23 protein-coding genes are annotated in these 24,203 nt (G+C 41.0%); 12 read left to right on the top strand and 11 right to left on the bottom strand.

The window, feature by feature from the left end:
- Positions 1 to 59: 59 nt before the first annotated feature.
- Genes AAC000_RS22100 through argC form a run of 3 tightly spaced genes read right to left on the bottom strand, consistent with a single transcriptional unit; the run spans position 60 to position 2,814 of the window.
- Positions 60 to 989: an ornithine carbamoyltransferase gene (locus AAC000_RS22100; RefSeq protein ID WP_339725966.1), complete on the bottom strand. Its 930-nt coding sequence runs from the start codon at positions 987 to 989 to the stop codon at positions 60 to 62.
- Between the two features lie 2 nt (positions 990 to 991).
- Positions 992 to 1,795: an acetylglutamate kinase gene (gene argB, locus AAC000_RS22095; RefSeq protein ID WP_339725965.1), complete on the bottom strand. Its 804-nt coding sequence runs from the start codon at positions 1,793 to 1,795 to the stop codon at positions 992 to 994.
- Between the two features lie 2 nt (positions 1,796 to 1,797).
- Positions 1,798 to 2,814: an N-acetyl-gamma-glutamyl-phosphate reductase gene (gene argC / locus AAC000_RS22090; RefSeq protein WP_339725964.1), complete on the bottom strand. Its 1,017-nt coding sequence runs from the start codon at positions 2,812 to 2,814 to the stop codon at positions 1,798 to 1,800.
- A 334-nt stretch (positions 2,815 to 3,148) separates the two neighbouring features.
- Between argC and argE the strand changes: the two genes are divergently transcribed.
- Positions 3,149 to 4,294: an acetylornithine deacetylase gene (gene argE, locus AAC000_RS22085; protein WP_339725963.1), complete on the top strand. Its 1,146-nt coding sequence runs from the start codon at positions 3,149 to 3,151 to the stop codon at positions 4,292 to 4,294.
- Between the two features lie 59 nt (positions 4,295 to 4,353).
- Positions 4,354 to 4,761, top strand: a complete 408-nt coding sequence (locus tag AAC000_RS22080) for a methylglyoxal synthase (RefSeq protein WP_339725962.1) — start codon at positions 4,354 to 4,356, stop codon at positions 4,759 to 4,761.
- Between the two features lie 54 nt (positions 4,762 to 4,815).
- Here the strand turns inward: AAC000_RS22080 and AAC000_RS22075 are convergent, their stop codons facing one another.
- From AAC000_RS22075 to AAC000_RS22045, 7 genes are all read right to left on the bottom strand, one after another.
- Positions 4,816 to 8,004: a glycoside hydrolase family 15 protein gene (locus AAC000_RS22075; protein ID WP_339725961.1), complete on the bottom strand. Its 3,189-nt coding sequence runs from the start codon at positions 8,002 to 8,004 to the stop codon at positions 4,816 to 4,818.
- 356 nt (positions 8,005 to 8,360) lie between these two features.
- On the bottom strand, positions 8,361 to 8,930 hold the full coding sequence (locus tag AAC000_RS22070; protein ID WP_339725959.1) for a PEP-CTERM sorting domain-containing protein: 570 nt from the start codon (positions 8,928 to 8,930) through the stop codon (positions 8,361 to 8,363).
- A 52-nt stretch (positions 8,931 to 8,982) separates the two neighbouring features.
- Complete coding sequence (locus AAC000_RS22065) at positions 8,983 to 10,437, bottom strand: alkaline phosphatase PhoX (protein WP_339725957.1); 1,455 nt, start codon at positions 10,435 to 10,437, stop codon at positions 8,983 to 8,985.
- Positions 10,438 to 10,642: 205 nt separating this feature from the next.
- Positions 10,643 to 11,434, bottom strand: a complete 792-nt coding sequence (gene tatC / locus AAC000_RS22060; protein WP_339725956.1) for a twin-arginine translocase subunit TatC — start codon at positions 11,432 to 11,434, stop codon at positions 10,643 to 10,645.
- Positions 11,431 to 11,784: a preprotein translocase subunit TatB gene (locus AAC000_RS22055; protein ID WP_339725954.1), complete on the bottom strand. Its 354-nt coding sequence runs from the start codon at positions 11,782 to 11,784 to the stop codon at positions 11,431 to 11,433. Before AAC000_RS22055 ends, tatC begins: the two co-directional genes overlap by 4 nt.
- A 9-nt stretch (positions 11,785 to 11,793) precedes the next feature.
- Positions 11,794 to 12,021, bottom strand: a complete 228-nt coding sequence (tatA, locus tag AAC000_RS22050; RefSeq protein WP_339725953.1) for a twin-arginine translocase TatA/TatE family subunit — start codon at positions 12,019 to 12,021, stop codon at positions 11,794 to 11,796.
- A 237-nt stretch (positions 12,022 to 12,258) separates the two neighbouring features.
- Positions 12,259 to 13,101: a Spy/CpxP family protein refolding chaperone gene (locus AAC000_RS22045; RefSeq protein ID WP_339725952.1), complete on the bottom strand. Its 843-nt coding sequence runs from the start codon at positions 13,099 to 13,101 to the stop codon at positions 12,259 to 12,261.
- A gap of 149 nt (positions 13,102 to 13,250) precedes the next feature.
- On the opposite strand from AAC000_RS22045, the gene AAC000_RS22040 reads away from it, so the two are divergent.
- The 6 genes from AAC000_RS22040 to trmL all read left to right on the top strand — a co-directional run bounded on the left by AAC000_RS22040 (position 13,251) and on the right by trmL (position 19,028).
- Positions 13,251 to 13,946, top strand: a complete 696-nt coding sequence (locus AAC000_RS22040) for a response regulator transcription factor (protein WP_339725951.1) — start codon at positions 13,251 to 13,253, stop codon at positions 13,944 to 13,946.
- A complete protein-coding gene (locus AAC000_RS22035; RefSeq protein ID WP_339725949.1) occupies positions 13,943 to 15,349 on the top strand; it encodes an ATP-binding protein in 1,407 nt (468 codons plus the stop codon). The genes AAC000_RS22040 and AAC000_RS22035 overlap by 4 nt, the downstream gene beginning before the upstream one ends.
- A gap of 119 nt (positions 15,350 to 15,468) precedes the next feature.
- Complete coding sequence (locus AAC000_RS22030) at positions 15,469 to 15,900, top strand: CBS domain-containing protein (protein ID WP_339725947.1); 432 nt, start codon at positions 15,469 to 15,471, stop codon at positions 15,898 to 15,900.
- Positions 15,901 to 15,985: 85 nt separating this feature from the next.
- Entirely contained in the window at positions 15,986 to 16,942 is a 957-nt protein-coding gene (locus AAC000_RS22025) for an alpha/beta fold hydrolase (RefSeq protein WP_339725946.1), read from the top strand.
- Between the two features lie 108 nt (positions 16,943 to 17,050).
- Positions 17,051 to 18,454, top strand: a complete 1,404-nt coding sequence (locus AAC000_RS22020; protein WP_339725945.1) for a GAF domain-containing sensor histidine kinase — start codon at positions 17,051 to 17,053, stop codon at positions 18,452 to 18,454.
- Between the two features lie 109 nt (positions 18,455 to 18,563).
- A complete protein-coding gene (trmL, locus tag AAC000_RS22015; protein WP_339725943.1) occupies positions 18,564 to 19,028 on the top strand; it encodes a tRNA (uridine(34)/cytosine(34)/5-carboxymethylaminomethyluridine(34)-2'-O)-methyltransferase TrmL in 465 nt (154 codons plus the stop codon).
- Between the two features lie 57 nt (positions 19,029 to 19,085).
- On the opposite strand, the gene fre is transcribed toward trmL, so the two are convergent.
- The gene (gene fre / locus AAC000_RS22010) at positions 19,086 to 19,784 is read right to left on the bottom strand and encodes an NAD(P)H-flavin reductase (protein ID WP_339725941.1); all 699 of its coding nucleotides are present in this window, start codon (positions 19,782 to 19,784) and stop codon (positions 19,086 to 19,088) included.
- Positions 19,785 to 20,033: 249 nt separating this feature from the next.
- Between fre and AAC000_RS22005 the strand changes: the two genes are divergently transcribed.
- From AAC000_RS22005 to rnr, 4 genes are all read left to right on the top strand, one after another.
- On the top strand, positions 20,034 to 20,270 hold the full coding sequence (locus tag AAC000_RS22005) for a TIGR02647 family protein (protein ID WP_339725939.1): 237 nt from the start codon (positions 20,034 to 20,036) through the stop codon (positions 20,268 to 20,270).
- 116 nt (positions 20,271 to 20,386) lie between these two features.
- Complete coding sequence (locus AAC000_RS22000) at positions 20,387 to 21,013, top strand: tetratricopeptide repeat protein (RefSeq protein WP_339725938.1); 627 nt, start codon at positions 20,387 to 20,389, stop codon at positions 21,011 to 21,013.
- A 139-nt stretch (positions 21,014 to 21,152) separates the two neighbouring features.
- A complete protein-coding gene (locus AAC000_RS21995) occupies positions 21,153 to 21,725 on the top strand; it encodes a hypothetical protein (RefSeq protein ID WP_339725936.1) in 573 nt (190 codons plus the stop codon).
- Positions 21,726 to 21,823: 98 nt separating this feature from the next.
- A complete protein-coding gene (rnr, locus tag AAC000_RS21990) occupies positions 21,824 to 24,199 on the top strand; it encodes a ribonuclease R (protein WP_339725935.1) in 2,376 nt (791 codons plus the stop codon).
- The last annotated feature ends 4 nt before the right edge of the window (positions 24,200 to 24,203 follow it).

Here is a 24,203-nt window from a genome sequence, read left to right as displayed (position 1 = left end):
GAAGCTAGAAGCTAGAAGCTAGAAGCTAGAAGCTAGAAGCTAGAAGCTAGAAGCTGTTTTTAATTTCTTGGTTCGAAGTCTTTTGCTAACAACTCGACTAAAATCGCATTTTGGCCGTGCATTCTATTTTCTGCTTGTTGCATTAACAATGATTTTTCACCGTCAATTAAGCTACCGCTAATTTCTAAATCTCGATGGGCAGGTTGACAATGCATCACATAGTCGGCGCCAGTTTTTTCCATTAACGCTTCAGTTATTTCGTAACCAGCAAATGTGTCCTTTATTTCTGCTAAAGGAGTGTCGTCACCCATAGATAACCACGTATCTGTATACAATACTTGTGCACCTATAGCTGCATTTATATCGGTACTGACAGTTAACTTTCCGCCGTATTGTGTTGCACGTTGTTCGGTCAACTCTATTATCTTAGGATCTACTTCGTATCCTTTGGGTGTAATCACTATGACTTCGCAACCAAGAGCAACACCCACTAACATCAATGAATGAGTGACATTGTTACCGTCACCTATATAGGCCACCTTAACGTTGCTTAAGTCATCATAGTGTTCGCTAATAGTCAGGTAATCCGCTACCGCTTGGCAGGGGTGGTATATGTCACACAGCGCATTAATGACCGGTACTTTAGCTGATTCAGCCAATTCTTCTAAGGTATTATGTGCAAATACACGAGACACAATTGCATCGGCCCAGCAAGCCAAGTTGGCACCCATATCTTTTACATCTTCTCTGCCAGCCAATTTATTTGATTGGCTGTCGAGATACACCATATGGCCACCTAACTTATTGATACCAATGTCAAAACTTACTCGGGTACGTAAAGATGGTTTCTCAAACAAGGCAACAATCGACTTGCCATCCAAGGCAGTGCGATAACCCGCAGGGTTATTTTTGATGGTTTTAGCCAAGGCTAATAAATTGTGTAATTGGTCTGCGGTCCAATCTTTAAATGAAAGAAGATCTTGTTTCATAATCAAGCCTTGTTAGTCGATGTTTTTAATTGGGGGGAGATTTTGCTGCCTATTGCTTGATGTTGCAACAAACCTAGCAGCTTTTCTGAATCTTTCCAGCTAGCAATAGTGACACTGTGCCCTAAGCTATTGGCTGCGGTTAACGCCGCATTGACTTTTACTATCATGCCGTCTCGGATCACATTTTGTGTAATGAGAGTGTCAATTTGTTCTGCATCTAAGTGGTTAATCAAATTTTTGTCAGCATCTAAAACACCTGGTACATCAGACAAAAGCAATAATTCTGCGTCTAATAATTGTGCGATGACAGTTGCTGCTTGATCAGCATTCACATTGAGTAAGTTTCCTTCACTATCCGCTCCTATAGAACTAATAATGGGTAACATATGTGTGGCGGCTAACGCCTTTAACAAAGTCGCATCGCCAGCTTCAACTGACCCTACTGCACCTAATTCTTCACGCATGACGGTTGCTTTACACATTTTGCCATCTAATAAACTCAGCCCTACTGGGCTAATACCTGCTTTGATGGCTAGTCCGCAAAGCTGTTTATTGGCAGTGCCAGCAAGTGCCCCTGTGATATAGGGCATATGTTCTTTAGGCGTCACCCGTAAACCATCGATTTTTTGACTGCTTAGATTCAGTGCAAACAATAATTCTTCAACCATAGCGCCGCCGCCGTGGACTAACACCACAATATAGCTTTGTTGCAATTCTTTGATGGTTGTTAATAATGCCAAAGCCGCATTTTCAGCTTGCATAAATGCGCCACCAACTTTGATGACTAGTATATTTTTATTACTCATGGTTAGTTTACCAATCCCATGTGAGAGTCAAATCCAAAACGCAAATTAGCACATTGTAATGCTTGCGAGGCTGCGCCTTTTAATAAGTTATCTATGGCACTGGTCACCACTAGGTAGCCCGTTTTTTGATCCAATTTCCAAAACAAATCACAGTAAGGCGTGCCCACAACATCGTCTATTTTAGGCCAGCTTTTTCTGAGCCTTACGATTGGATTTCCTTGGTAGGCCTGTTGATAAGCATCGCCAATTTGTTGTTCCGTTACATTGGCTGCAGTTTTTATAGTAATGGTTGCCAAGATACCACGTTTAAAATTACCTAAATGAGGGGTGAATATCACCTCAGCGCCTAAGTAGTCAGCAATTTCTGGTTGATGCCTGTGGCCCAACACGCCATATGCTTGCAAGCTAACTTCTGTAAAACTACTATTTAGTGCCGCTTTTCTGCCTGCTCCAGATACACCGGATACTGCGTTGATAATAGGAAGATGAGTGGCGTCAATTAAGGCATTTTGTTGCAGAGGCTTAAGTGCTGTTAAAGAAGCGGTAGGATAACAACCTGGCACTGCAACCAAGTTGGCGTTACTTATTTGTTCTTGATGCCAATCGGCTAGGCCATATACAGCTTGTGCTAATAATTCATCAGCATGATGCTCAAAGCCATAATACTCAGCGAATTTGTGTTTATCTTTGATCCTAAAAGCGCCCGATAAGTCCATTATTATGGCTTTTTTACCACATAGCTGTTTCATCCATTTATGGCTTGCTTCGTGTGGCGTGGCTAAAAATATTAGGTCAAAGCTTTCAGATAAGACTGTTAAGTTATCTTCATCTATTGGCTGCAGAGACAAATTAATTGAGTTAAAAAATTGTGGATGAATATCCCCTAAAGATTTCCCTGCATCAGCACTGTTGCTGGACACATATAAAGCGGCTAATTCAAATTGGGTATGGCCATGAACTAATGCGGCCAACTCAGCGCCAGTATAACCACTGGCTCCGATAATACAGGTTTTGATCATTGGAAATTTCTCTATAGGCTCAAAGTGAGCATTGTACTAAATTATGAAGGTAAAAAGAAAAAGCACCCTTTGCTCAAACATATAGTTTAAAGCAAAGAGTGAGCTATACGCTACAGCATCGACTATCGTCGAAACAACAAGCTGGCGAAGCTAGGCAGGGAAATAAACTGGAATATAAATAAGTACATATACGCTATCTAACCAAAACAAGTTAAAGTAATAAATTACTACGCGAATCGACAATCTACTAATTTGTCGTTTCTGATTGGCGTATAGAATGCCATGTGCTATATATTTATGCAATAAAAGTGAATAATTATTTAATTGAGTTGTTATGCCAAATTTATCTTTCTTAGAACACTATGAAAAAATCATTCAGTGCCCGTCAATTAGTGCTTTTGACGAAAAAATAGATCAATCAAATGAGCCACTTATAGCGCTGCTTTCGGGCTGGTTTAGTGATCTAGGCTTTACCATAACTATTCAGCAGGTACCCGGTACTCGCAACAAATTTAATATGTTAGCCAAAATAGGTAGCGGTGAGGGAGGGTTGTTGCTTTGTGGTCACTCAGACACAGTGCCATTTGATGAAGGGGCCTGGCAATCGGATCCATTTAAAGTCAAACAAGCAGATGGCAAACTATTTGGTTTAGGCAGTTGTGATATGAAAGGTTTTTTTGCTTTTATTCTTGAAGCTTTAAAAACCATTCCCCTGAAAAAATTGAAAAAACCTCTGTATATATTAGCCACAGCTGACGAGGAAACGTCCATGGCAGGGGCACGTTTTTTTGCCGAGCAACAATTGATAAAGCCTAATATGGCAATTATTGGGGAGCCCACTGAACTGATACCAATATATAAACACAAAGGTCACATAGCACAAAGTTTGAATATTCAAGGTAAAGCGGGGCATTCGAGCGACCCCGACAAAGGCGTTAACGCCATCGAAATCATGTATCAAGCCATAGGTCAGTTGATGGATTTACAAGGCAAATTAAAAACCAAGTTTCATGACGAGGCCTTTAGTGTGCCTCATGTCACCATGAATTTGGGGCATATTCATGGTGGTGACGGCGAAAATAGAATCTGTGGTCACTGTAAGCTTAACTTTGATATGCGCGCTGTGCCTGAACTGAGTGATGAGCAAGCACTTACTATGATTGACGAAGCATTAGCTCCAGTATTCGCAAAATATCCCAACCGTTTAAGTTTGGATTTAATGTACCCCACAGCCCCTGCTTTTGCTTGTCGAGACGAACAAAACATTTTAGCGTTAGCTGAACAACTTACGGGTAAAAAATTCCAAAGCGCCAATTACGCTACCGAAGCGCCATTTATTAATCAGCTTGGCTGCGACACTATCGTTTTGGGGCCTGGTAGTATTGACCAAGCTCATCAACCTGATGAATACATTTCTTTGGATTATGTGAATCCAACTGTGCTTGTTTTACAGCAGATGATCAACAAAGTATGTTGTTAACACCTCCTGTTTTAGGATGATTTTACATTTCAATTTATTGATATAAGGTTTTAAACAAAATGCAAAAAACCATCGCCTTGGTTGCTCACGATCATAAAAAGCCGGATTTGGTTAAGTGGTCTTTGATGCACAAAGCTGAGTTGAGTAAACATAAATTAGTCGCTACTGGTACTACTGGTGGCATATTACAAAAGGCGTTAGGTCTAGATATTCACTGTTATAAAAGTGGTCCGCTAGGTGGCGATCAACAAATAGGGGCGTTAATAGCAGAGGGTAAACTAGATTGTTTGATATTTTTTTGGGATCCTCTCAATCCAGCTCCTCACGATCCGGACGTAAAAGCCTTGTTAAGACTGTGTTCGGTGTGGAATTTACCTGTTGCTTGTAATGTGTCTACAGCAGATATGCTGATTACCTCACCTGCCTTTATCGGAATAGAGTATCAGCGGGATATTCCAGATTTATAAGTGCCGGAAATACCACTGAGCGTCACTCATTTGTGCTCAGTGGTATATATAGTTTTACGCTACAGGCCTGACGGTTAACAGGTGATTCAACGCAGAAATAATAAAGCTTGTGCTATGAGCTGGCGATTGTTGGTAAAAGCGCTCCCAAGCATGACTCTTATGTTCATCGTAGTGTTGTTGCCGTTCTGGAAATTCCTCCACATAGGCTAGGTTAACTGCATGACCTATGGTCACGTCAATCACTATGGCTTCTTCCACTATTAAACTAGGGTTTTGTTCGAAGAAGCTCGCTAAGGCCGTCAGGGTTTCAATGGTAAGTTGACGGTATTCTGCAGAATGAATATTGTTAAACATGTGTTCGATTAATAACGCGAATGCTTTCTCTCCCTCGGTCATATCACTTAACACCAAATCACTGCTTATGCGGTTACGTTTGTCCATTTTATTGCCAATAACCAAACCGCTAGTGTGTTTTAAAACACTCCAAATTTGAGCTAAAAAGTCGGCTGAACGACGGTCGAGTATGCCTTGATGTTGTCGCCAAGCCAGCCAACCATCATTGGGGGTTTTGAGCTGCTCTAAGCCTAAGTTTTGCTGCCAGTTTAGTTGTTGAGTATTCCCTTGGGCATGCAGTGCTTCAAGCTTTTGTGGCAGATCCGCTAAGGTTTGATAGTTTTCCAGTACCGCTTCTAAGCGTGATTGAATTTCAGATGGAGGCATATCCATGAGTATTTCGTAAGCCTCATCGGATGTAGTGTGATTGGCCCTAGTAATTTGACTCGTGAGCAGAATAATTAACAGACTCGCTCGTAAGGTTAATAACTCGCTAAATAACTCAGGTCTAGCTTTGATTAACAGACCTAAGTAAAGCAACACTTCCTGGGTGAGGATTTGATCGCGCACATCTTCACGGCAAAATTGTACTATTCGCTGCATCAATTCTTCGTCAGTTAATGGACGGGTGATCAACGATTCATCATGATAGGAACGACCGACTTGAATAAATTTTTGTGCAACAAGTAAATCACCCACCGCTAAGCCAATGTCCCCATCAATTTTACTCAGTAACCCCGATGCCTGGCGCAATACTGACCAAAGTCGTAATCGTCCCGCTTGGGCATACACTTCTTCAATTAAGTCACGCAAACTTCGTTGCTGGTTATGGATGTGAATTTTGGAATCAATCGATTGCAACTCGACTAGCTTTGTCAGCAGTGTGATTTGTTGATAAAGACTAGTTGCCTCACCCAACTTGGATTCTAAAAGACCGCTATCTTTGCTTAGCGCAATCTCAAGCTCTTCACTCGGTAATAACTGTTTGTGTTCACCCGCTAAGGTCAAAACACAAGATTGCGACAATAGGTTTGCTAATGGCTGCTCGGGTAACACTAAGTCCTCTAGATGCTCCACATGTTCAACGGCTGCGGTGTTTATTAACTGGGCCAATATGTCGTGACGCACCGGAATACCGTCTACTTCACCGCTCGCGATTTCTTTCATTAAGGCATAAAAGGTGGTGCGATCTGTATCCAGTAAATTGTGAGTCAGTAATACTGTAACTGTTGGTCGACCCATCTCAGTCCAATTGCGATGTAGATACTTCAGTTCTGACTTAAAGCGACGCACCAAAAACTCCATGTCGTAACTTAGAAAAAAGTCTCGTTGAATAAAAGAGGGGGTAAGGCAAATCGCTCTTTGTTTGCCCATCATATACACACGGCTAGTGGTTAAACTTTTAAGTTTTCTAGGGGTGCGTCCTGAAAGTCCTAGGGATTCGCACTTGCCTATTTGCGCATGTATGCTGGCAATATCTTCAGGGCGATACACCTGCACAGGTGAAATGTCTGCTAGCGTTTGGGTTTGCACTCCATGAGCTTCTAGCTCTTGTTGCAATACTTGGTCTTCAGCTAAAAACATAAGCTGAACGACAGGTTTTTTAGGAATTTTATGCTGCCTGCGCCCTAGTGGGTCCAAATCCCCTGGGCGCAGCAGGCCCTCTTCAAGCAAACAACCAAGCAAATATAAACTTTGCGCCCATACCAAAGGGACGTTGTCGTTGGGCTCGCGTTTCTGCGAGCCTGGCGCTAAACGTTCTTTCTCAACACAGTCTTCGGTAACAAAATACAATTCAGGTAGCAGTTTTTGCCCATTTTGTTCAACTAATACTGCGTCTAGACGAGCTCGATAGTGATTTATTTGCTGGGTATCGTCGCGAAAAATGGCGTCTAAATATAAGTAGGTGTAAAAAAGCGGCCATTCAGATTCGATATGCTCAAACTGTTTGAGTTCTTGTTCTTCGTAATGCAAGCGACCCTCATCTTCGAGTGACGTTTGATGCCCATCACGCAAAAAACGTTTGAGACCATAGTTGCCTTCTAATTTAGTAATAATGTCGTTGCGCACTTTGTCGGCAAGCACTGGGTCGTCCACTGCAAAGGCTGGATAACCCACAATACTGAGCAAGGCTGCATCTGTTTCTTTGGTATTAGACTCACGAGGTAACATAGTGGTTAAGGTAATATTCGACTGTGCAATATTATCCGGAATTACGTGGATCACACTAGATTGTGAGCCTTTTGCTCCAAATAGGTTAAAGCCAGAAAGTGCTTCTAATGCAGCTTTGGCCATGCCTAATGAACTGGCATTTAACTCAACGTTACCACTATTACTTTTGGCTCCGCGCTCCCAAATACCAAAATCAGGTGTACGGTAAGCCCGTTCAATGTAATACACTAAGTTTTGTACAAAACTGACTTCTTCATTGGTCCAGATTATTTCTAAACCAGAAGCAATCATTTGTGTAAGGGTTAGCAGAAAAACAGAGGTTGCATCTACTTGCAGATGCCCCCATTCATCATCACCCACTACACTGTCACCTGTGGCGGTATCGTACTTAGCATGTAGTGCATCTATTGGATGTCGACTTTTCTTAAATTGTTCAACTTTAGCTGATTGCGCCATCATCGAACGTAATAATGCGCGCATTAATTTGACTGTGCGTTGCTGCAGCTCAAAACCTCGTCCACCATCGTCATCTAAGTTCCGATAGGCTAACGCTAGGCCCCATACGGCCAAAATACTGTATACATTGTCGCGAACCCAAGCGTCTTGGTAATTGCCGTGCACAGTCACTGCTGTGCTGGCAGGAAGTAGTCCAGATATTGGATGTTGTTTGTCCAGAATGACCGATTGAATTTGGCCATAATATTGGTCAAGACTAGTACGTAATTCGATGTCTTGCATAATGGCTCCTTATCGCCCGAGTATGTAAAAAAGAAAGTTCAGGATAATTCATGTCCTAAATTATTGATCGCTACTGTAACAGGTAGCTAGAGTTATTTATTTTTTCAGGCCAGTTGATGATGATTTATTCTACTATTGCCTTTATCGAGGAGAGATTGTCAGTTAAAAGTACATTATTGCGGAAAAATTCAACGAAGAGATACACTTGAATAAATAGTAGTGGTTGCTGGACGCAATGGGTTCTCTTGCTTTCTGATTAATCAAGTGGTTTGAGTTGATTAGAGTACGCTCGGTATAAAAAAGCCCCCATTCTATCAAAATAGGGGCCTTAGTATTTTTAATGTTTAGTCAGCACTTTATTTTTGCAAACGTCTTACTGCAAACATGCCCCCTATTGAAAACAACATCAATAATACTATCGAAGGTTCGGAAACGGGGGCGGCTTTGGCATTGATATCGACGCTCAAGTCATATGCATAGTCACTAAAAGTGTCGCCTAAACCCTCACTTCCTCCTACCGCTAGAGTGTAAAAGCCAGCAGCGAGGCTGATACCAGTCAGAAAATCAGGCGAACCTGGCACAAATGGGTTACTGCCCGTTATATAGGTTAGGTCTGTGAAAAAATCTGAAAAATTTCTGCTGTTTTCAAACACTATGCCATATTCATTCCCCACAGTACCGCTATATAGACTTAAGCCAAAATCAATGCTTGCGTTAAGTACTATGTCGACTAAAGACGCTTCTGTGACTTCAAATAAAATGTAGTCTAAACCGTCGCTAAATGTATCTTCGAGTAACCATGCTGAATCTCCGATTACACTGCCTGCCACTTTACCATTTACAGGTAAATCTATGATCGACGCTTGGCTTACGCTAGCTGCACATAACATGGTTAAGGCGCAGACTGTTTTAAATAAATATTTCATTTTCATTCCTTAATTAAATACGCCAACACTATGGCTGGCGCTAAACGGGGGATTAAAGTGCACCATTTTCCCAAGGACCAGTGATCGCAAAGGTCACGCCAGGAGATTGCACATTGACGAATAACCAGCGTCCGTAAAAACACGCACCCGCCCATTCTTGGCTCGTAAAGCTTCTGCGATTTGAGCCATCAGTAGAAGTACCGACGCTGTCCCAAAAGTTGCTTTGCGTGCCAGGATAAACTGCGTCTATGGCGGCTAAATCACCCGCATCTAAGGCGATATTGTTTTCAGCGAAAGGAAATGTTTCTCCGCTTTTAGTTAAGCCAATTAAGCGTTTAGGATTAGAGCTGCCGTCCTCACACAACAACATATTACCTCTTGGACTTATGGCGATGTTGTCTGGACCATCTACTTGAGTTGCGGCGTCAGTGGATTCAAAAATAATGCTTAGCTCTTGACGTCTGGGATCAAAACAAAACACTTGCCCTAGTCCAGCAGCACCACCTGAAGTGGATACAAAATAGATCTTTCCATCGTCATACCAGCAGCCTTCACCTCGTGCGATAATGGCTGCATCAGTGGCTTGGCTATAACATCTTTCACTCATGGCATCGGGATCAGGTACTTCTTGCCAAGTGACATCCCAAGTTGTGCCTTCGATTAGCCCACCACGTAGATCTACTCTTGGTGTATTGTTTAGTACCATTGCATAAAGTTTACCGCCAGATTTCAAATCACCCCATTCGCCTGTTGGTTCAAATTTGTAAAATGCCGACGAACCAGCATCTTCGGTTTCGTAAACATAACCAGTGGCAGGATCAACGGCAGCGGCTTCATGTGAAAAACGACCCATTTGGGTAATAGGTTGACCATCTGAAAGGCCAAAACCTGGTACTTCAAACACATAACCATGGTTAAGCCCTTGTGGACCCTGCCCCCAATTGTGAAAGGTTTCCTCGCAAGAAAGCCACGTTCCCCATGGTGTTGGACCGCCAGCACAGTTTCGAATAGTGCCACCAAGGCTGTTGTAAGAAGACAGAAATTCGCCTTTTAATACATCAAACATAATGTTTGTGGTGCCACCATTTTGAGCCTCATTGTAAATACCACGGCCACTTGCTGGTGACGAAGGGAAACCTTCACCTTCTGAACATTCGTGGTTACGCACTAGCGCTATAATATTCCCTTTGGCTGCGACTACGCCCATACCATCATGGTCTGTAGGCGTGGGTAAGCGATCGGCTTGAATTTGTCCGGTCCAACCAAATGAGGTGTATTCGAAACCTTCTGGTAAAGATAACAATGTCAGGCCCGTTGCTTTATCAACTGCAGGCACTAATTCACCGTAAGAGCTGCTAAAAGGCAAACTGGCTGCGTTGGTACGAGTGGATAGGGCTACAAAAGCAGTGCTGGCTGCGGCAATTGAACCACCTTTTAAAACTTGTCTGCGACTAAAAGTTGGCTGAATGGGTAGATCGATATGACTTTTAGATATCGGAGTGTTCATGTTTCTTCCTTACTGTTTGATAGTGGTAATTAACATTCAAAAGACAGGTTCAACTTTGGGTTGACAGCAACCTAACGGGATCAAAGGTAAAGGACTAAAATGACAATTTATGGAAAAAAATTTGACAGTTTTTGTAAGCATTCATGGCAGTTTAATGGCAGAAAAATGACAAAAGGGCTGGGGTGTTTTTCAGTTTACAGCATGCTTAAGAATGGCTGGTTTTATCTTTTAAAGTGGCTGTAACGGCCTTTTCATTCCAATGAATTAAAGCAATGGACAGTTCATATAGCAGTAACACAGGTATGCCAAGTGCAATTTGTGATATTAAATCTGGTGGAGTGAGACATGCCGCTAATAGAAAAACCACGACTACCGCATGGCGCCTATGCTGGCGCAATGTTTGGGCATTAATGATCCCTGCCTTTGCCATCACTAGTAATAATACCGGTAACTCAAAACACAGCCCAAAGGCTAGGATAAGCTGGATGACTAGGGATAAATATTCACTCACTTTCGCCTCTAGCTGCACTTCTATGCCACTATTTTGTTCAGGGGTTTCAAAACTAATAAAGAACTCCCAAGCCATTGGCATCACCACATAAAATGCCAGTGCTGCTCCACCAATAAATAAAATAGGGGTCAAAGCAAATAGAGGGAATAAACTTTTCTGTTCTTGTTCATACAAACCTGGTGCGATAAAACGCCAAACTTGGATCAGAATTAAAGGAAGCGTAAAAAACAGCGCACTAAAAAACGCTAATTTCAAATAGGTGAAAAACGCTTCATGTAGCCCAGTGTAAATCATTCTCCGCCCACTATCTGGACCGAATATGTCAACCAGTGGTTGTTGCAAAAAAGTGTAAATTGGCTGAGCAAACCAATAGCTCACTGCAAACATCAAAAAGAAAAATCCAAGGCAATACAATAAACGCTGACGTAACTCTGTTAGGTGAGTCAATAAAGGTGTTTTGCTTGCGGTAGTTGAGGCAAGGTTCATGGTTTACTCTCAGAGTCGTTGGCCATTTCAACCCTCGTTTTTTTACGTTGTTGTCGTATTTGTTGGTGTTCGCTGGCGGGCAGGGATCCGGGAATAAAATCTTCTGGTAAATGTTGTACTTCAGGGGGCAGCAATGATTCCCAGTTATTCCCTTGGTTGGCATTACCCTCACTAATATCAATTTCCTTTTCTAGCCGTGACAAAGAGCCTTTGACTTCGTTGAGCATTTTTTTACCTTTGGCCATGACTCGGCCAATTCCCTTAACAAAAGCAGGTAAATCTTTTGGGCCAACTACCACTAGGGTGAGTGCCGCGCAAAATCCAAGCTCTATCCAACTAAAATCAAACATCTCGAGTTACTACGATTGACTAGCAGATTTTGCCGTTTCGGCTGACGTAGTTGTGTTTTGAGTGGCGCTTTTGGTTGCAATTGCAGCGTGCTCGTCTTCTTCTTGTTCTTTCATTCCATGTTTAAAGTTTTTTATGCCTGCAGCTAAATCGGTCATTAAAGCGGGAATTTTTCCACGGCCAAACAGTAATATAAACAACAAAGCCACTAGTAATATTTGCCAAATACTTAAGCTCATTTTGTATTTCTCCAAGTCAATTTGGGTTAGCTTAACATTGGATATATTGCCAAATGGTGAATGTATTATGATCCTATTATGACGTTATTTGTTAGGCCGTTAGACCTATTGAAGCACAAATAAACCTATAGGTTTAGGGGATAGGAATGGGATGAGATGAGATAGTTGTGGTTTAGAACAAGTTATAAATGAAACAACCGCAATTAATGCGGTTGTTTATGCTGACAGGAAATATTTTTAAACTGATTCTTGTCTATTTTTTTTGTTACCTTTTTTAGCGCCTTTTTTGCCTTTACATTTTTCAGTTTTTTCCATTGCTAGGGCTTGCTGCTCTGGGGTCAGAGTATTCCAAATATCATGTTTGCTTTTGGTTTTTAATAATGCCATAGCAACAAAGTCAGATTGATACTCAGAGTTAAGCGCTTCCCAAGTTTCCGCTTTAAACTCTGTGCTTTGTATTAGAGACTGCTCTGCTTGCTTAAAGTTTTTAAGCTTAGCCCTAATTGTTTCGGCACTCTCTTTTTCAGCTGTTTTGATGGTTTTTACGGCAGCCAATTGTTCTTCGGTTAAATCCAAACGTTTTAGCATGTTGCCTTTGTGTTTACCTTTGCCTTTTCTTTTTTCCTTTCTTTCAGAGCTTTTCTCTTCGTGCTTGGCTTTACGAGTTTCTAGCTGGGTAACAAATTCAGCTTGTTGAGTTGCAGTCAATAAATTCCATACTTGGTTTTTATTGGTTGCCCGTTGCAGTGCTTTTTGTTGCATTAGCACTTGGCGTTGAGCAATTGCAGTCTCTACCGCTTCTTCATCCCATTCCGAGGATTGTATTAGGCTACGCATATCCGTTTTTAAAGATTTTCCATCTGTGCTATACAGCTCTCTATCTTCACGGTTTTGTTTTAAAATCTGTTTGATATCTTGCTTTTGTGTATCTGTTAGCGATAACTCAGACAATATTTGGCGCATCCCATCATGGGGTTGGTGATGGCCTTTCTTGGCTATAGCAGGTGCCACTATGGCAAGGGATAGACAAAGAGCAATAGGTGTCAATGTGGTTTTAACTAATGTTTTAAATGTTGTCATATTTTTATCCTCTTGAGTAATTGCAACTAAGTCTAGCGAATGTAATGCAAAGAAACGCAAAGGGAATGTAAAGCTTGTGTAAATGCATCGTGTTGGACAATATGCTCTGAGTTATAGTGTGGCTAGCCTAAGAAAACCAGAGGAAGTATATGTCAGCTAAAAAACTATTATTTATCGATGATGACTTAGCATTGACCGAGTTACTAAAAGAATACCTTAGTCCGCAAGGCTATGAGATAGATGTGGCACACGATGGTGAAACGGGACTGAGTTTAGCCACATCAAACAAACATTATGACCTTATTTTGTTAGACGTCATGTTGCCTAAGCTTGATGGCTTTGAAGTATTAAAAAGGTTGCGCACTAGCCACCTAACACCTGTATTAATGCTGACAGCTAAGGGTGACGATTATGACAAAATTTTTGGTTTGGAAATGGGGGCCGATGATTATTTAGCTAAACCTTTTAATCATAGAGAATTGTCAGCCAGAATAAAGGCGTTAGTGCGACGAATGGCTTTGTTGCCAAGTGGCAATGTGCAGCAAAATATAACATTAGGCAATGTGGAACTCTCTCCATCAGCTCAACAGGTAACTTGTGCTAACAATACTGTTGAATTAACAGGGACCGAATATTCTATTCTACACCTTTTAATGATCAATAGTGGCAGCTTGGTGAGTAAAGAAGACATCAGTGAAAAAGTATTAGGAAAAAAACTGGCGGCTTTTGACCGCAGTATAGATATGCATGTGAGTAACCTTCGCAAAAAGTTAGCTGTTTTTAGTCCAGAAGAAAAAATTAAGACTCACCGCGGTGCCGGTTATCTTTATGTGGTGCCTGCATGAAGGGTATAAGCAAGCTTAATCCAGCGAAGAGTTTATTCTTTAGAGTGTTTTTGTGGTTTTGGCTAGCAACTTTATTAATCTTTATTAGCTCAGTTTGGCTCGCCAATCAACTAGGCTCTGAAGCCAAGTACCGTCCATTAAATTCCATGCAACAAAAAGATTTGATGACATTGACTAATAAAGTGCAAAAACAAATTGAGAGGCGAGATAGTGATTTAGACTTTAAAAAATTGCTTAATAAAGTCAGTAATCGTAGTCGTTTTGGTTTGGTGTTGTTTGACCCAGCGACTCGCTCCATAGTGCACAGAGTCTCCAGACACAGGGGATTTAAAGATGATGTATTTGATGATTTTGAACTGCGAAGCTCACCATTAATGTTAGATGTAAAAGGACTGTCTTTTATTGGACCTGGTCTGATAAAAGCTAATCAAAGGGATTATATGTTGTTTATGGTTGAACCCAGGCCGGGGGGGAGTTTGCGTGTTATGCGTCACGAATACCCGGGGATCTTTATTCTCTTTATGATCTCTCTAAGTGTGGGGCTGTGTTATTTATTTGTGCGTGGACTACTGAATCCAATTGCACAACTTAGCCTTGCTTCTAAACAGATGGCAGATGGTGAGATGGGTGTTCGAGTGGGCAATGCAAGTAGGCGCTTAGATGAAATAGGGCAACTTGGGCGTGATTTTAATTATATGTCTGAACAAGTCGAAAGTTTGCTCACTAGTCAGAAAAGATTACTGGCAGATATCTCACATGAGTTACGCTCGCCCCTTACTCGTTTGCAATTATCTATTGGTATTGCCTTGCAACAAAATGAGTCCGACATGTCAGCCAATATGCTGGCAGCCTTGGAAAGGATTGAAAAAGAGTCCCAACAAATTGAAAATATGATAGCGCAAGTCTTATTGTTATCTAGATTGGATAATAAGCAGCCTATTCAGAACTTACAGTCAGTTAGCCTTGAACAAATTATGACGCCAATCATTGAAGATGCACAATTTGAGGCCGCACAAAAAAATAAGGAGTTGTTTTATCAGGCTGAAGAAAATATTAGTTTGTACGCAGAACCACAGTTATTAAGCAGTGCTATCGAAAATATCTTACGTAATGCGATTTATTATTCCAATCATATGATTCAGGTTTCGGTATCGAAACATGACAATCACTTAGAGTGGATAATTGAAGATGATGGCGAGGGTATCGAAGAAAGCCAATTGCATAAAATATTTGAAGCCTTTTATCGTGAATCAACCGCTAGAGACAGAAACAGTGGCGGTGTTGGCTTAGGTTTGGCTATTGCTCAGCATGCCATAGTGAAGCACCAAGGTTGTATTGAAGCCAATAATAAACCTGAAGGTGGATTAAGAGTTAAAATTTGCATACCTCTTGCGGCGGTTTGAATCGGGGAACTCTTTGTAATAAAAGTAAAATCCAAAGTGGTCGCTTTTTTATTGCAAAAGACACAAGGTTACGGTTACCTTTTGTGTGAATGGTTTATAGGGTTTACCAGGGGGGAGGAATGTTAGTCGAAAAAATCATGAGTAAACCAGTGGTAACAGTCACACTGGACGATAATCTACGAATGGTTAAACATCTTTTTGAAAATGCTAAGTTTCATCATTTGATGGTAGTGGAAGAAGGTAAGTTGTTTGGGGTGTTATCAGATCGAGATTTACTCAGAGCTATTAGTCCTTTTATTGGAACAGTACAAGAAACCGCACATGATAAGTTTACCTTGAATAAAAAGGTGCACCAAATTATGACTCGAAAGCCTATTTCGTTGACCCCTCTAGCCAATGTGTACGAAGCGATCAGTTTATTTAATCAGCACAATATCTCTTGTATACCAATAGTGAATGACAATAACGTCCCCGTTGGCATTATTAGTTGGCGTGATATCCTTAGGGTGATAGAAGTTAATCACAATAAAAAGCGCAATAAAACGCCATGAATCAGCTTTTTACATTCCACCCGTAAAGGCCTGTTGGGATTTACGCTGCGTAGTTTTATATCTAATCTAAATGTAGGGTTTTTACATGTCTCAATACGTTCTGTGCTCTGAAACTGACTTAGAATCAGTGTATGCAAACGTTATTCAACCATTCTGGCAAAACAGTGTGAAATCCGGAATCTTTACTGGGATCGATAAAGTCGACATTGCTTACGCTTTTGTGCTGCATCCTAACGCTCTTGGCACCATAGTGATTTCAACTGGACGCATTGAAAGTTTAATCAAATATAAAGAGGTAGTGTACGACCTTTATCAAAATGGTTATTCAGTGTTTATACATGACCATAGAGGGCAAGGTTTATCTGGACGTATGTTAGGCAATCCTCAAATTGGTTACGTAGCGAGTTTTAATGATTATGTGGCTGACTTTAAACAATTTATGGACGAGGTTGTACTAAAAAAGTCCCATCACAAACCAAATTTGTTGTGTCATTCAATGGGCGGGGCCATTGGTGCTTTGATGGTGTGGCGTTATCCAGAGTTGTTTGGAAAAGTCGCTTTTTCGGCTCCTATGTTTGGCATTCGCCCGCCTTTGCCCACTTGGTTTGCTAAATTTTTGTTGAGACTCCATTTGACTGTTAATACAAATGATGGCTATTTTTTTAGTCAAAAAAATTATGATCCCGTGCCATTCTGTTCTAATGAACTAACTCATAGTGAGATCAGATATCAAATTTTTCGGCAAGAGTATCAAAATGCACCACAAGTGCAGTTAGGTGGGGTGAGTGGTCATTGGCTAAAGGCTGCGACTATTGCCATGGAGGAAATAGAACACAATGCACCTAGCTTTCCTATTGCGGCCTTAGTGATTCAAGCGGGTGCAGATCAGATCGTGGATAACAAAAGACAGAGTAGGGTAGTGGCAAAAATGGCCCGTACTAGGCTGCTAGTGATTGACGGTTCACATCACGAGTTGTTAGCGGAGCAGGACAAATATAGAGTGCCATGTTTGAGTGCAATTTTGGATTTTTTAAAGGGCTAGGGGGGACCTCAATTCATTATTACTGTCGGTCATACCTGTATATTTGTAAGTGGCATTATTGTGGTAATCAAATTAAACTCATAACGTCATAAAAACAGCCAGAGCCTTATGCCTAGAATCAATATTACTCGAGATCATTTAGATTATTTGCAACGTGCGATTGAACTGGAGGCGGGGCGTTCTGAAGTCTTGCGCAGTGTCGCCCGTGGCGACAGTATTGAGGTAGTGCTTAGGTTGTTATGTGAAAAATCTGAAATTTATAACCCTGAGATGAAAAGTTCAGTGTTATTACTAGATCATGAGAACGGCACGCTACATCCTATTGCTAGCGTTTCTTTACCTGCCGATTATTGCAAGGCTTTAGATGGCGTGAAGATTGGAATGGGGGTGGGTTCCTGTGGTACGGCTGCTTTTTCAAAAAAACGAGTAGTGGTTACGGATATTAATACTGACCCGATTTGGGCACAATATAAAGACTTAGCGTTAAATGCTGGCCTCCAGTCTTGTTGGTCTGAACCGATTATGGGCAGCAACAAAAAAGTATATGGTACATTTGCAATGTATTACGCCTATCCCAATACACCCACTGAAGAAGATATTGCTTATATTGAAACCTGTGCAAATTTAGCCGCCATTGTATTTGAAAATGTCAGCACTAGGCAGGCACTGGTTAATGCTAATACACAATTAAGTCAAACAGTCGATGAACGTAATACACAACTTACGGAAGCGAATACACGTTTGTCGCTGGTATTAGAGCAGCAAAAAGCGATTAGTATACGTGACATTAATGCCGAAAAAGCCAGTGTCACTAATATGTTGTTGATGGGGGTGGCTCATGAAATTAATACGCCTTTGGGGGTGGCCATCACTTCTATTTCTAGTAGTAGTCAAATAGTGACTTCATTATCACAGGATATAGAACAGGGTAAATTAACAAAAAGCAGTGCGATGAAAACTTTAAGCTCGTTGTCTAAATCCATTGACTTGACCTTGAATAATTTAACTCGCGCGTCAAATTTATTAGAACGGTTTTCTGAAATTGACACTGAAAAAGTTGCTGATCAGGCATTCACATTTGAAATGCCAAAATTTATTCAGCAATTTAGTGACTATGCACGACTCAAGTATCCAAACATTGCCATAGAAAGTGAAGTGCAAGAAGGACTGGAGTGTTACTCTCAAGCGTCGTTCTTTCAACTACTTTCACAATTGCTTGATAATTCTGTTTTCCATGGATTTGAAAACCAGCAGGGCAAGGTGTTTATATCTGTGGTGCAAGATGCTAAGTATATTCACGTGAGTTACCATGATAATGGTAAAGGGATAAGCAAGCTCGAGGCTGAGAAGGTGTTTCAACCCTTTTTTTCCACTCAAAGAGGTTCAGGGAAAATGGGATTGGGGCTAAATATAGTGTGCAATATTATTAGTAATATATATAAAGGTCAGATAGAGCTAGTTGATTCCCCAGTCGGTGTGAGATATAAAATGACTATTCCGAGAACCGACTAACAACATTATGAGGGCGAAATAAATATCAAGGGAAAGAAGGCCTAATAGCTAAATCATTTAGCTGTTTTTTGTTAGTATCGGTTTATTAAAAGTCACCGAAATTATTCACATGCTTGATATCGTTCTCTACCAGCCTGAAATCCCTCCTAATACTGGCAATATTATTCGTCTATGTGCAAATACGGGCTTTGCTCTGCATTTAATTGAACCCCTTGGATTTGATTGGGACGACAAAAAAGTGCGTCGTGCTGGTTTGGATTACCACGAGTTCGCTAAGGTGCAACGTTATCCCAATCTAGATGCCTATATTGAAGCGCGAGCCCCTAAACGAATATTTGCCTGTACAACTAAAGGCAAGGCGTTTTTTGCTCAAGCTCAATATCAACTAGGTGATGCCCTATTGTTTGGCCCTGAAACCCGTGGTTTACCTGATGAGATCATTCAGTCACTGCCCGCACAGCAGCGGGTACGTATCCCAATGTTACCAGAAAGTCGCAGTATGAATTTGTCGAATGCCGTGTCGGTATTTGTGTATGAAGCCTGGCGGCAGCTGGAGTTTAAAGGCGCGGTGTAAATGATACGAGGGGCTAAAAACAAGCCCCGTATTAAAGTGGATTAGGCACTTAAATATTTAGATAAATGCGTAGGCATCACCAAATAAATTGGAAAGTGGTAATCCGTGTTTTGTAAAATCGTCCCGTACTACTTTTGCCATTTCAAATCGCCCAGCTACATAGACTTGATAAGTAGACAAATCTGGAATGTCATCGAGCACAGCTTGATGCACCCAACCGGTTTTACCTGCCCACTCTTTTTCAGGAAGTTCAATCACTGGGACAAAGGTAAATAAAGGATGTTGATCTGCTAGTGTTTTGAGTTCCTCGAAGGCATACATGTCGTTTAGTGTGCGTGTACCCCAATACACTATCACCGGAGCTTGCAATGGTTGACTGAGCATTTGTTGCAATATTGAATAAACATAAGAAAACCCAGTACCACCTGCCAATAAGATAGTCGCTTGCGCATCGGCCTGATTAAGAAAGGCTTGCCCTAATCCACCTTCTACACTTACATATTTATCTTTATGCATTTTGTCGAGAACTTGACCTGAATAATGATTCCCAGGTTCTGCGCCAATATGCAATTCAATCGAGCCATCTTCTCGCGGTGCGTTGGCGATAGAAAAGGGGCGCTTGTCATCGTCCCCCATCATTATTTGTAGATATTGGCCAGCAATAAAATTAATAGAGGAGTCTGGAATTAATACAATACGTTTGATTGTTTCTGTAAGGGCTTCAATTTTTTCAACCTTACACTGAATTATTTGCATGGATTTCTTCTGGTTAAATTAAAACTACTTGAATATGATTATTTGAAATAACCTTTGATATTCATCGGTTTGGGCTTTAGGCTCATGAAGGGGATTATAAACAACTGACTGATTTTATACGAGTCGTAATTAACTGTAAGAGCTAGGTTTTAGTGGGAGTTCTGTAAATGAACGTTTTGTTCCACTTAAATCTAATCCAAGCCCACTCCGTTTACGAGCATGAAAGGGCATAATTTAAGAGGAATAAAAATGACATTTACGTCTGATATGATTGCAGAACTGAACTTATTATTGAAGTTTCCTAATAAAAGTTTAATGCAAGGTTTGAAAATTCATAATGACGCTGAGGCTGAAGTGATTGCTGCGGCGAAGAGATTGTTTGATAAAGGGATAGTGACCTTGCCTGATGGGGGATACCTAACTGACTTAGGTCATGATTTATTCGAGCATGCCCAAGTCGTGAAAATGGCATTAATGCATCAATAAACCTTGATAATGAAACAATTAAAGTCACACATGCTTAGGGTCTTTTGACCCTAAATATTTATTAAAATACCTTTGTTGCCGATACAAAGGAAATCGTAAAAACTAAATTATTTGTTATGCATTTATTTAAATCATTATTACTACTCTGTTATGCCTTTTTTGTTATTTCTGCTAATGCCGCAGATGAAATTAAGGCTGTTCAGTTGTATTCACAGGACGAACTGCTTAGTTTAATCAACAAAAATGAGCATTTAAGCCGAGTAGTGTTAGATGATTGTCAGTTGGTGCAAGATATTCAGGCACGTGCAGAAGTACTAAAAATTCCTGGTTATCAGTTTTTGTGGGGGGATATGTTGGCTTGGGGTGTGTGTGTGGATGCAGATCCTGAGCGCGGTATTCACTTTATGCATCAAGCAGCAGAACAAGGTCTTGCTGCTGGATTAGAACAATTAGGCCGCTATTATTCTCAAGGTAAATTAGTTCAACAAGATAAAGAAAGAGCGGTAGTTTTCCTGCGTGAGGCTTCTGTTTTAGGTCACTTAAAGGCGCAAATTCAACTGGCGGAATTATTTCTAGAGGGGTACGGAAGCCCTTACGATTATGAAGATGCTTATCACTGGCTGTACAATGCAATAACGGCAGATAAGCCAACCCACACCAAAATTTCAAATTGTATGCAAGGTTTAGAAAAACTGATGCACCCTAAAGCTGTACGTAAAGCGAAAAGACCTCTCAATTCCTAACGTTAGTTTTTTGTGCCGCGCTGCTTTGTTGTAGCAACCCCCATTTATCCTATTTATAAGGAGCCTACCTTATACCAATTCCTAAAAGACTATCGATGCACTAAGTTTATTCATTGTTTTGTAATTTGGAGTCAATATTATGTTGACCTTAAGAGTGATAGTCGCAGTTGTTATGGTTTTGTTTGCTTGGTCTACTTGCGCTAAACAAGAGGATGTTGTTTTTAACCCCCATGCCCCTATTGAATTAACTCATTGGCAGAAAATGCTAGGGAGTTGGCTCACGTCAGAAGAAAGTCTACAAGCCGATGGTTCAGGTTGGAAGCAAGCAAATAATGCCGATTGGCACTTTTATACAGCCATGAACGGTTGGGCAGTGCGTGACGAATATTTTTCACCACCTTTGTCAGAAGAAGTGGAGCAAAGTAGTAAACGTCAGGTTGGGACTAATTTAAGAGTTTTTGATAAGGATAAACAACAGTGGTTAATGGCTTGGGTAACCAAAGCAGGTAAAACGGTTGATCTTTATAGCGCAGTATCTGACAGCAACCAGATAGTGATGTTATCTCAACATAAAACGCCACAAGGCAAATATGCTCGAATTACATTTTTTGACATGCAACAAGATTCCTTTGAGTGGAAGTTAGAATGGTCAAATGATGGTAAAACCAACTGGCTTGAAGTGCATAGAATTCACGGGAAAAGGGTGAAATAGTCAAACTAGTAGTATTCAATGTAAAAAAATCATATTTGCTTGGTGCCATTTGGTTATACTGTCGCAATTAAATTATTAGTCAGGAAATTCTTCGCCCTATGAGCGACGACCCGTTTTACCAACGCGAAAAAGAAAAATACGAAAAGCCGGTTGCAAGCCGTGAATATTTACTGGAACTTTTAGTCAAAGCTAAAAAGCCTTTGTCTTTTCTGGAATTTTGTCAATTGCTTGATGCAAAAGATGAAGACAGCCGCATTGGTATTCAGCGTCGCTTACGAGCAATGGAGCGAGAAGGGCAAGTTGAATTTAATCGTGACAAGAAGTACGCAAAACTTAATACCGAAGATCTTATTCAGGGGCGAGTGATAGGTCATAGAGATGGTTTTGGTTTTTTAAAGCGCGAAGACGGTGAAAAAGACTTATTTATTCACAACGCTCAGATGGCTATGGTTTTGCATGGCGATGTAGTGCTGGTTAAAGAAAGTGGTACAGACAATCGTGGTAGACAAGAGGCCAGAATAGCTAAAATTGTTGAGCCTCGCTCAGAGCCTATAGTTGGTCGTTACTTTTTTGAAAATAATGTGGGCGTGGTTATTCCTGATGATAGCCGTATCAATCACGAAATCATGATACCCAAAGAACAAACCAATGGTGCCCGACAAGGTCATATTGTTGTTGTTGAGATTGTTCAACGGCCGCGAAAACGTGTGAATGCTATTGGTAAAATTATTGAAGTACTGGGGGAACATATGGCCCCAGGTATGGAAATTGACATGGCGCTGCGTACCTTTGAGATCCCGCATCAATGGCCTAAAGGTGTCGATAGACAAGTGAAGGGGCTCAATGAGCAAGTCCCAGAAGAAGCGAAAGATGGTCGCATTGATTTAAGACAATTGCCACTGGTGACTATAGATGGTGAAGATGCCCGTGATTTTGACGACGCGGTTTTTTGCGAACCACTAGACGATGGTGGCTGGCAGCTATGGGTTGCCATTGCGGATGTCAGTTATTATGTGCGTCCAGGCACAGCACTTGATAGCGAAGCACAAAATCGCGGTAACTCGGTGTATTTCCCTGAACAAGTGATCCCCATGTTGCCTGAAGTCTTATCCAATGGCCTATGTTCACTTAATCCACAAGTTGACCGTTTATGTATGGTATGTGAAATGACCGTTAGTAAAACCGGTAAGCTACTGGAACATCAATTTTACGAAGCCGTGATGAATTCTCATGCAAGGTTAACCTACACTAAAGTCTGGGATATTTTGCAAGGTAACCCTGAATTGCATAAACGTTATGCAGAACAAGTGCCGCACCTTAAAAATTTACATGATATGTACCGAGCTTTGAAACGTACGCGAAATCAAAGAGGTGCCATTGAATTTGAAACCCAAGAAAGTAAATTTGTATTTAACGCACAGCGCAAAATTGACAATATCGTGTCAGTTACACGTAATGATGCCCATAAGCTAATCGAAGAATGTATGATTTTAGCGAATGTGTCGGCCGCACAAACTCTGACTAAAAATAAAGCTGAAGCCTTATATCGTATTCACGACGAGCCTGATTCAGACCGGTTAGGTGCGTTTTTGTCGTATTTGGGGGAAGTAGGTATTAGTCACAAAATTGGTAGTGACGATGTATCACCTCAAGAGTTTACTGATGTGATTGAAAAAATCCAAGGCAGAGCCGATCAAGAGCTCATTCAAACTATGTTGTTACGCTCTATGAAGCAAGCCGTATATGATCACGAAAATATCGGTCATTTTGGTCTGGCTTTAGACGCATATGCACACTTTACCTCGCCTATTCGCCGTTATCCTGACCTAGTTGTGCATCGTGCACTCAAAGGCATTATCGATAAACAAAATCAACGAAAGAGTAAATCTGGCGGTAAAGTTTATACTGCGGACGAGGTCGAAGCTTTAGGTGAACAATGTTCAATGACTGAGCGCCGGGCAGACGATGCGACTCGGGACGTCTCTGATTGGCTAAAATGTGAATTTATGCTGGATCATGTAGGGGATGTGTTCGCAGGCGTTATTGCTTCGGTTACTAATTTTGGTTTTTTTGTACGTTTAACTGAATTCCATATTGATGGTTTGGTACATATTACGTCATTAGAAAAAGACTATTTTCGGTACGACGAAGTGAAGCAACATTTGGTTGGTGAGTGTTTTGGTACGGTTTATCGTTTAGGTGATCCTGTTGAAGTTAAAGTTGCCTCTGTTAATTTAGATGAACGAAAAATAGATTTTTTGTTGGATGGTGTTGAAGGTAAAAATATTAGAAAAGCAGCGGCTAGAAAACCTTCAAGAGCCAAAAAGCCTGGGCAAAATGCCAGAGAAACAACCGCTAAAGCAACCCCCGCGAGTAAGTCGACTAAGAAGCCCGCGACTAGAAAAAGTCGTACCCAATCTAAATCGAAAACAGCTCGTAGTAAACCAACCAGCTCATCCAGAAAAGGGAAATAAAACC

The sequence above is a fragment of the uncultured Paraglaciecola sp. genome (assembly GCF_963977085.1).
Classification (GTDB): domain Bacteria; phylum Pseudomonadota; class Gammaproteobacteria; order Enterobacterales; family Alteromonadaceae; genus Paraglaciecola.
This window is presented reverse-complemented; position numbering and strand designations above follow the sequence as displayed.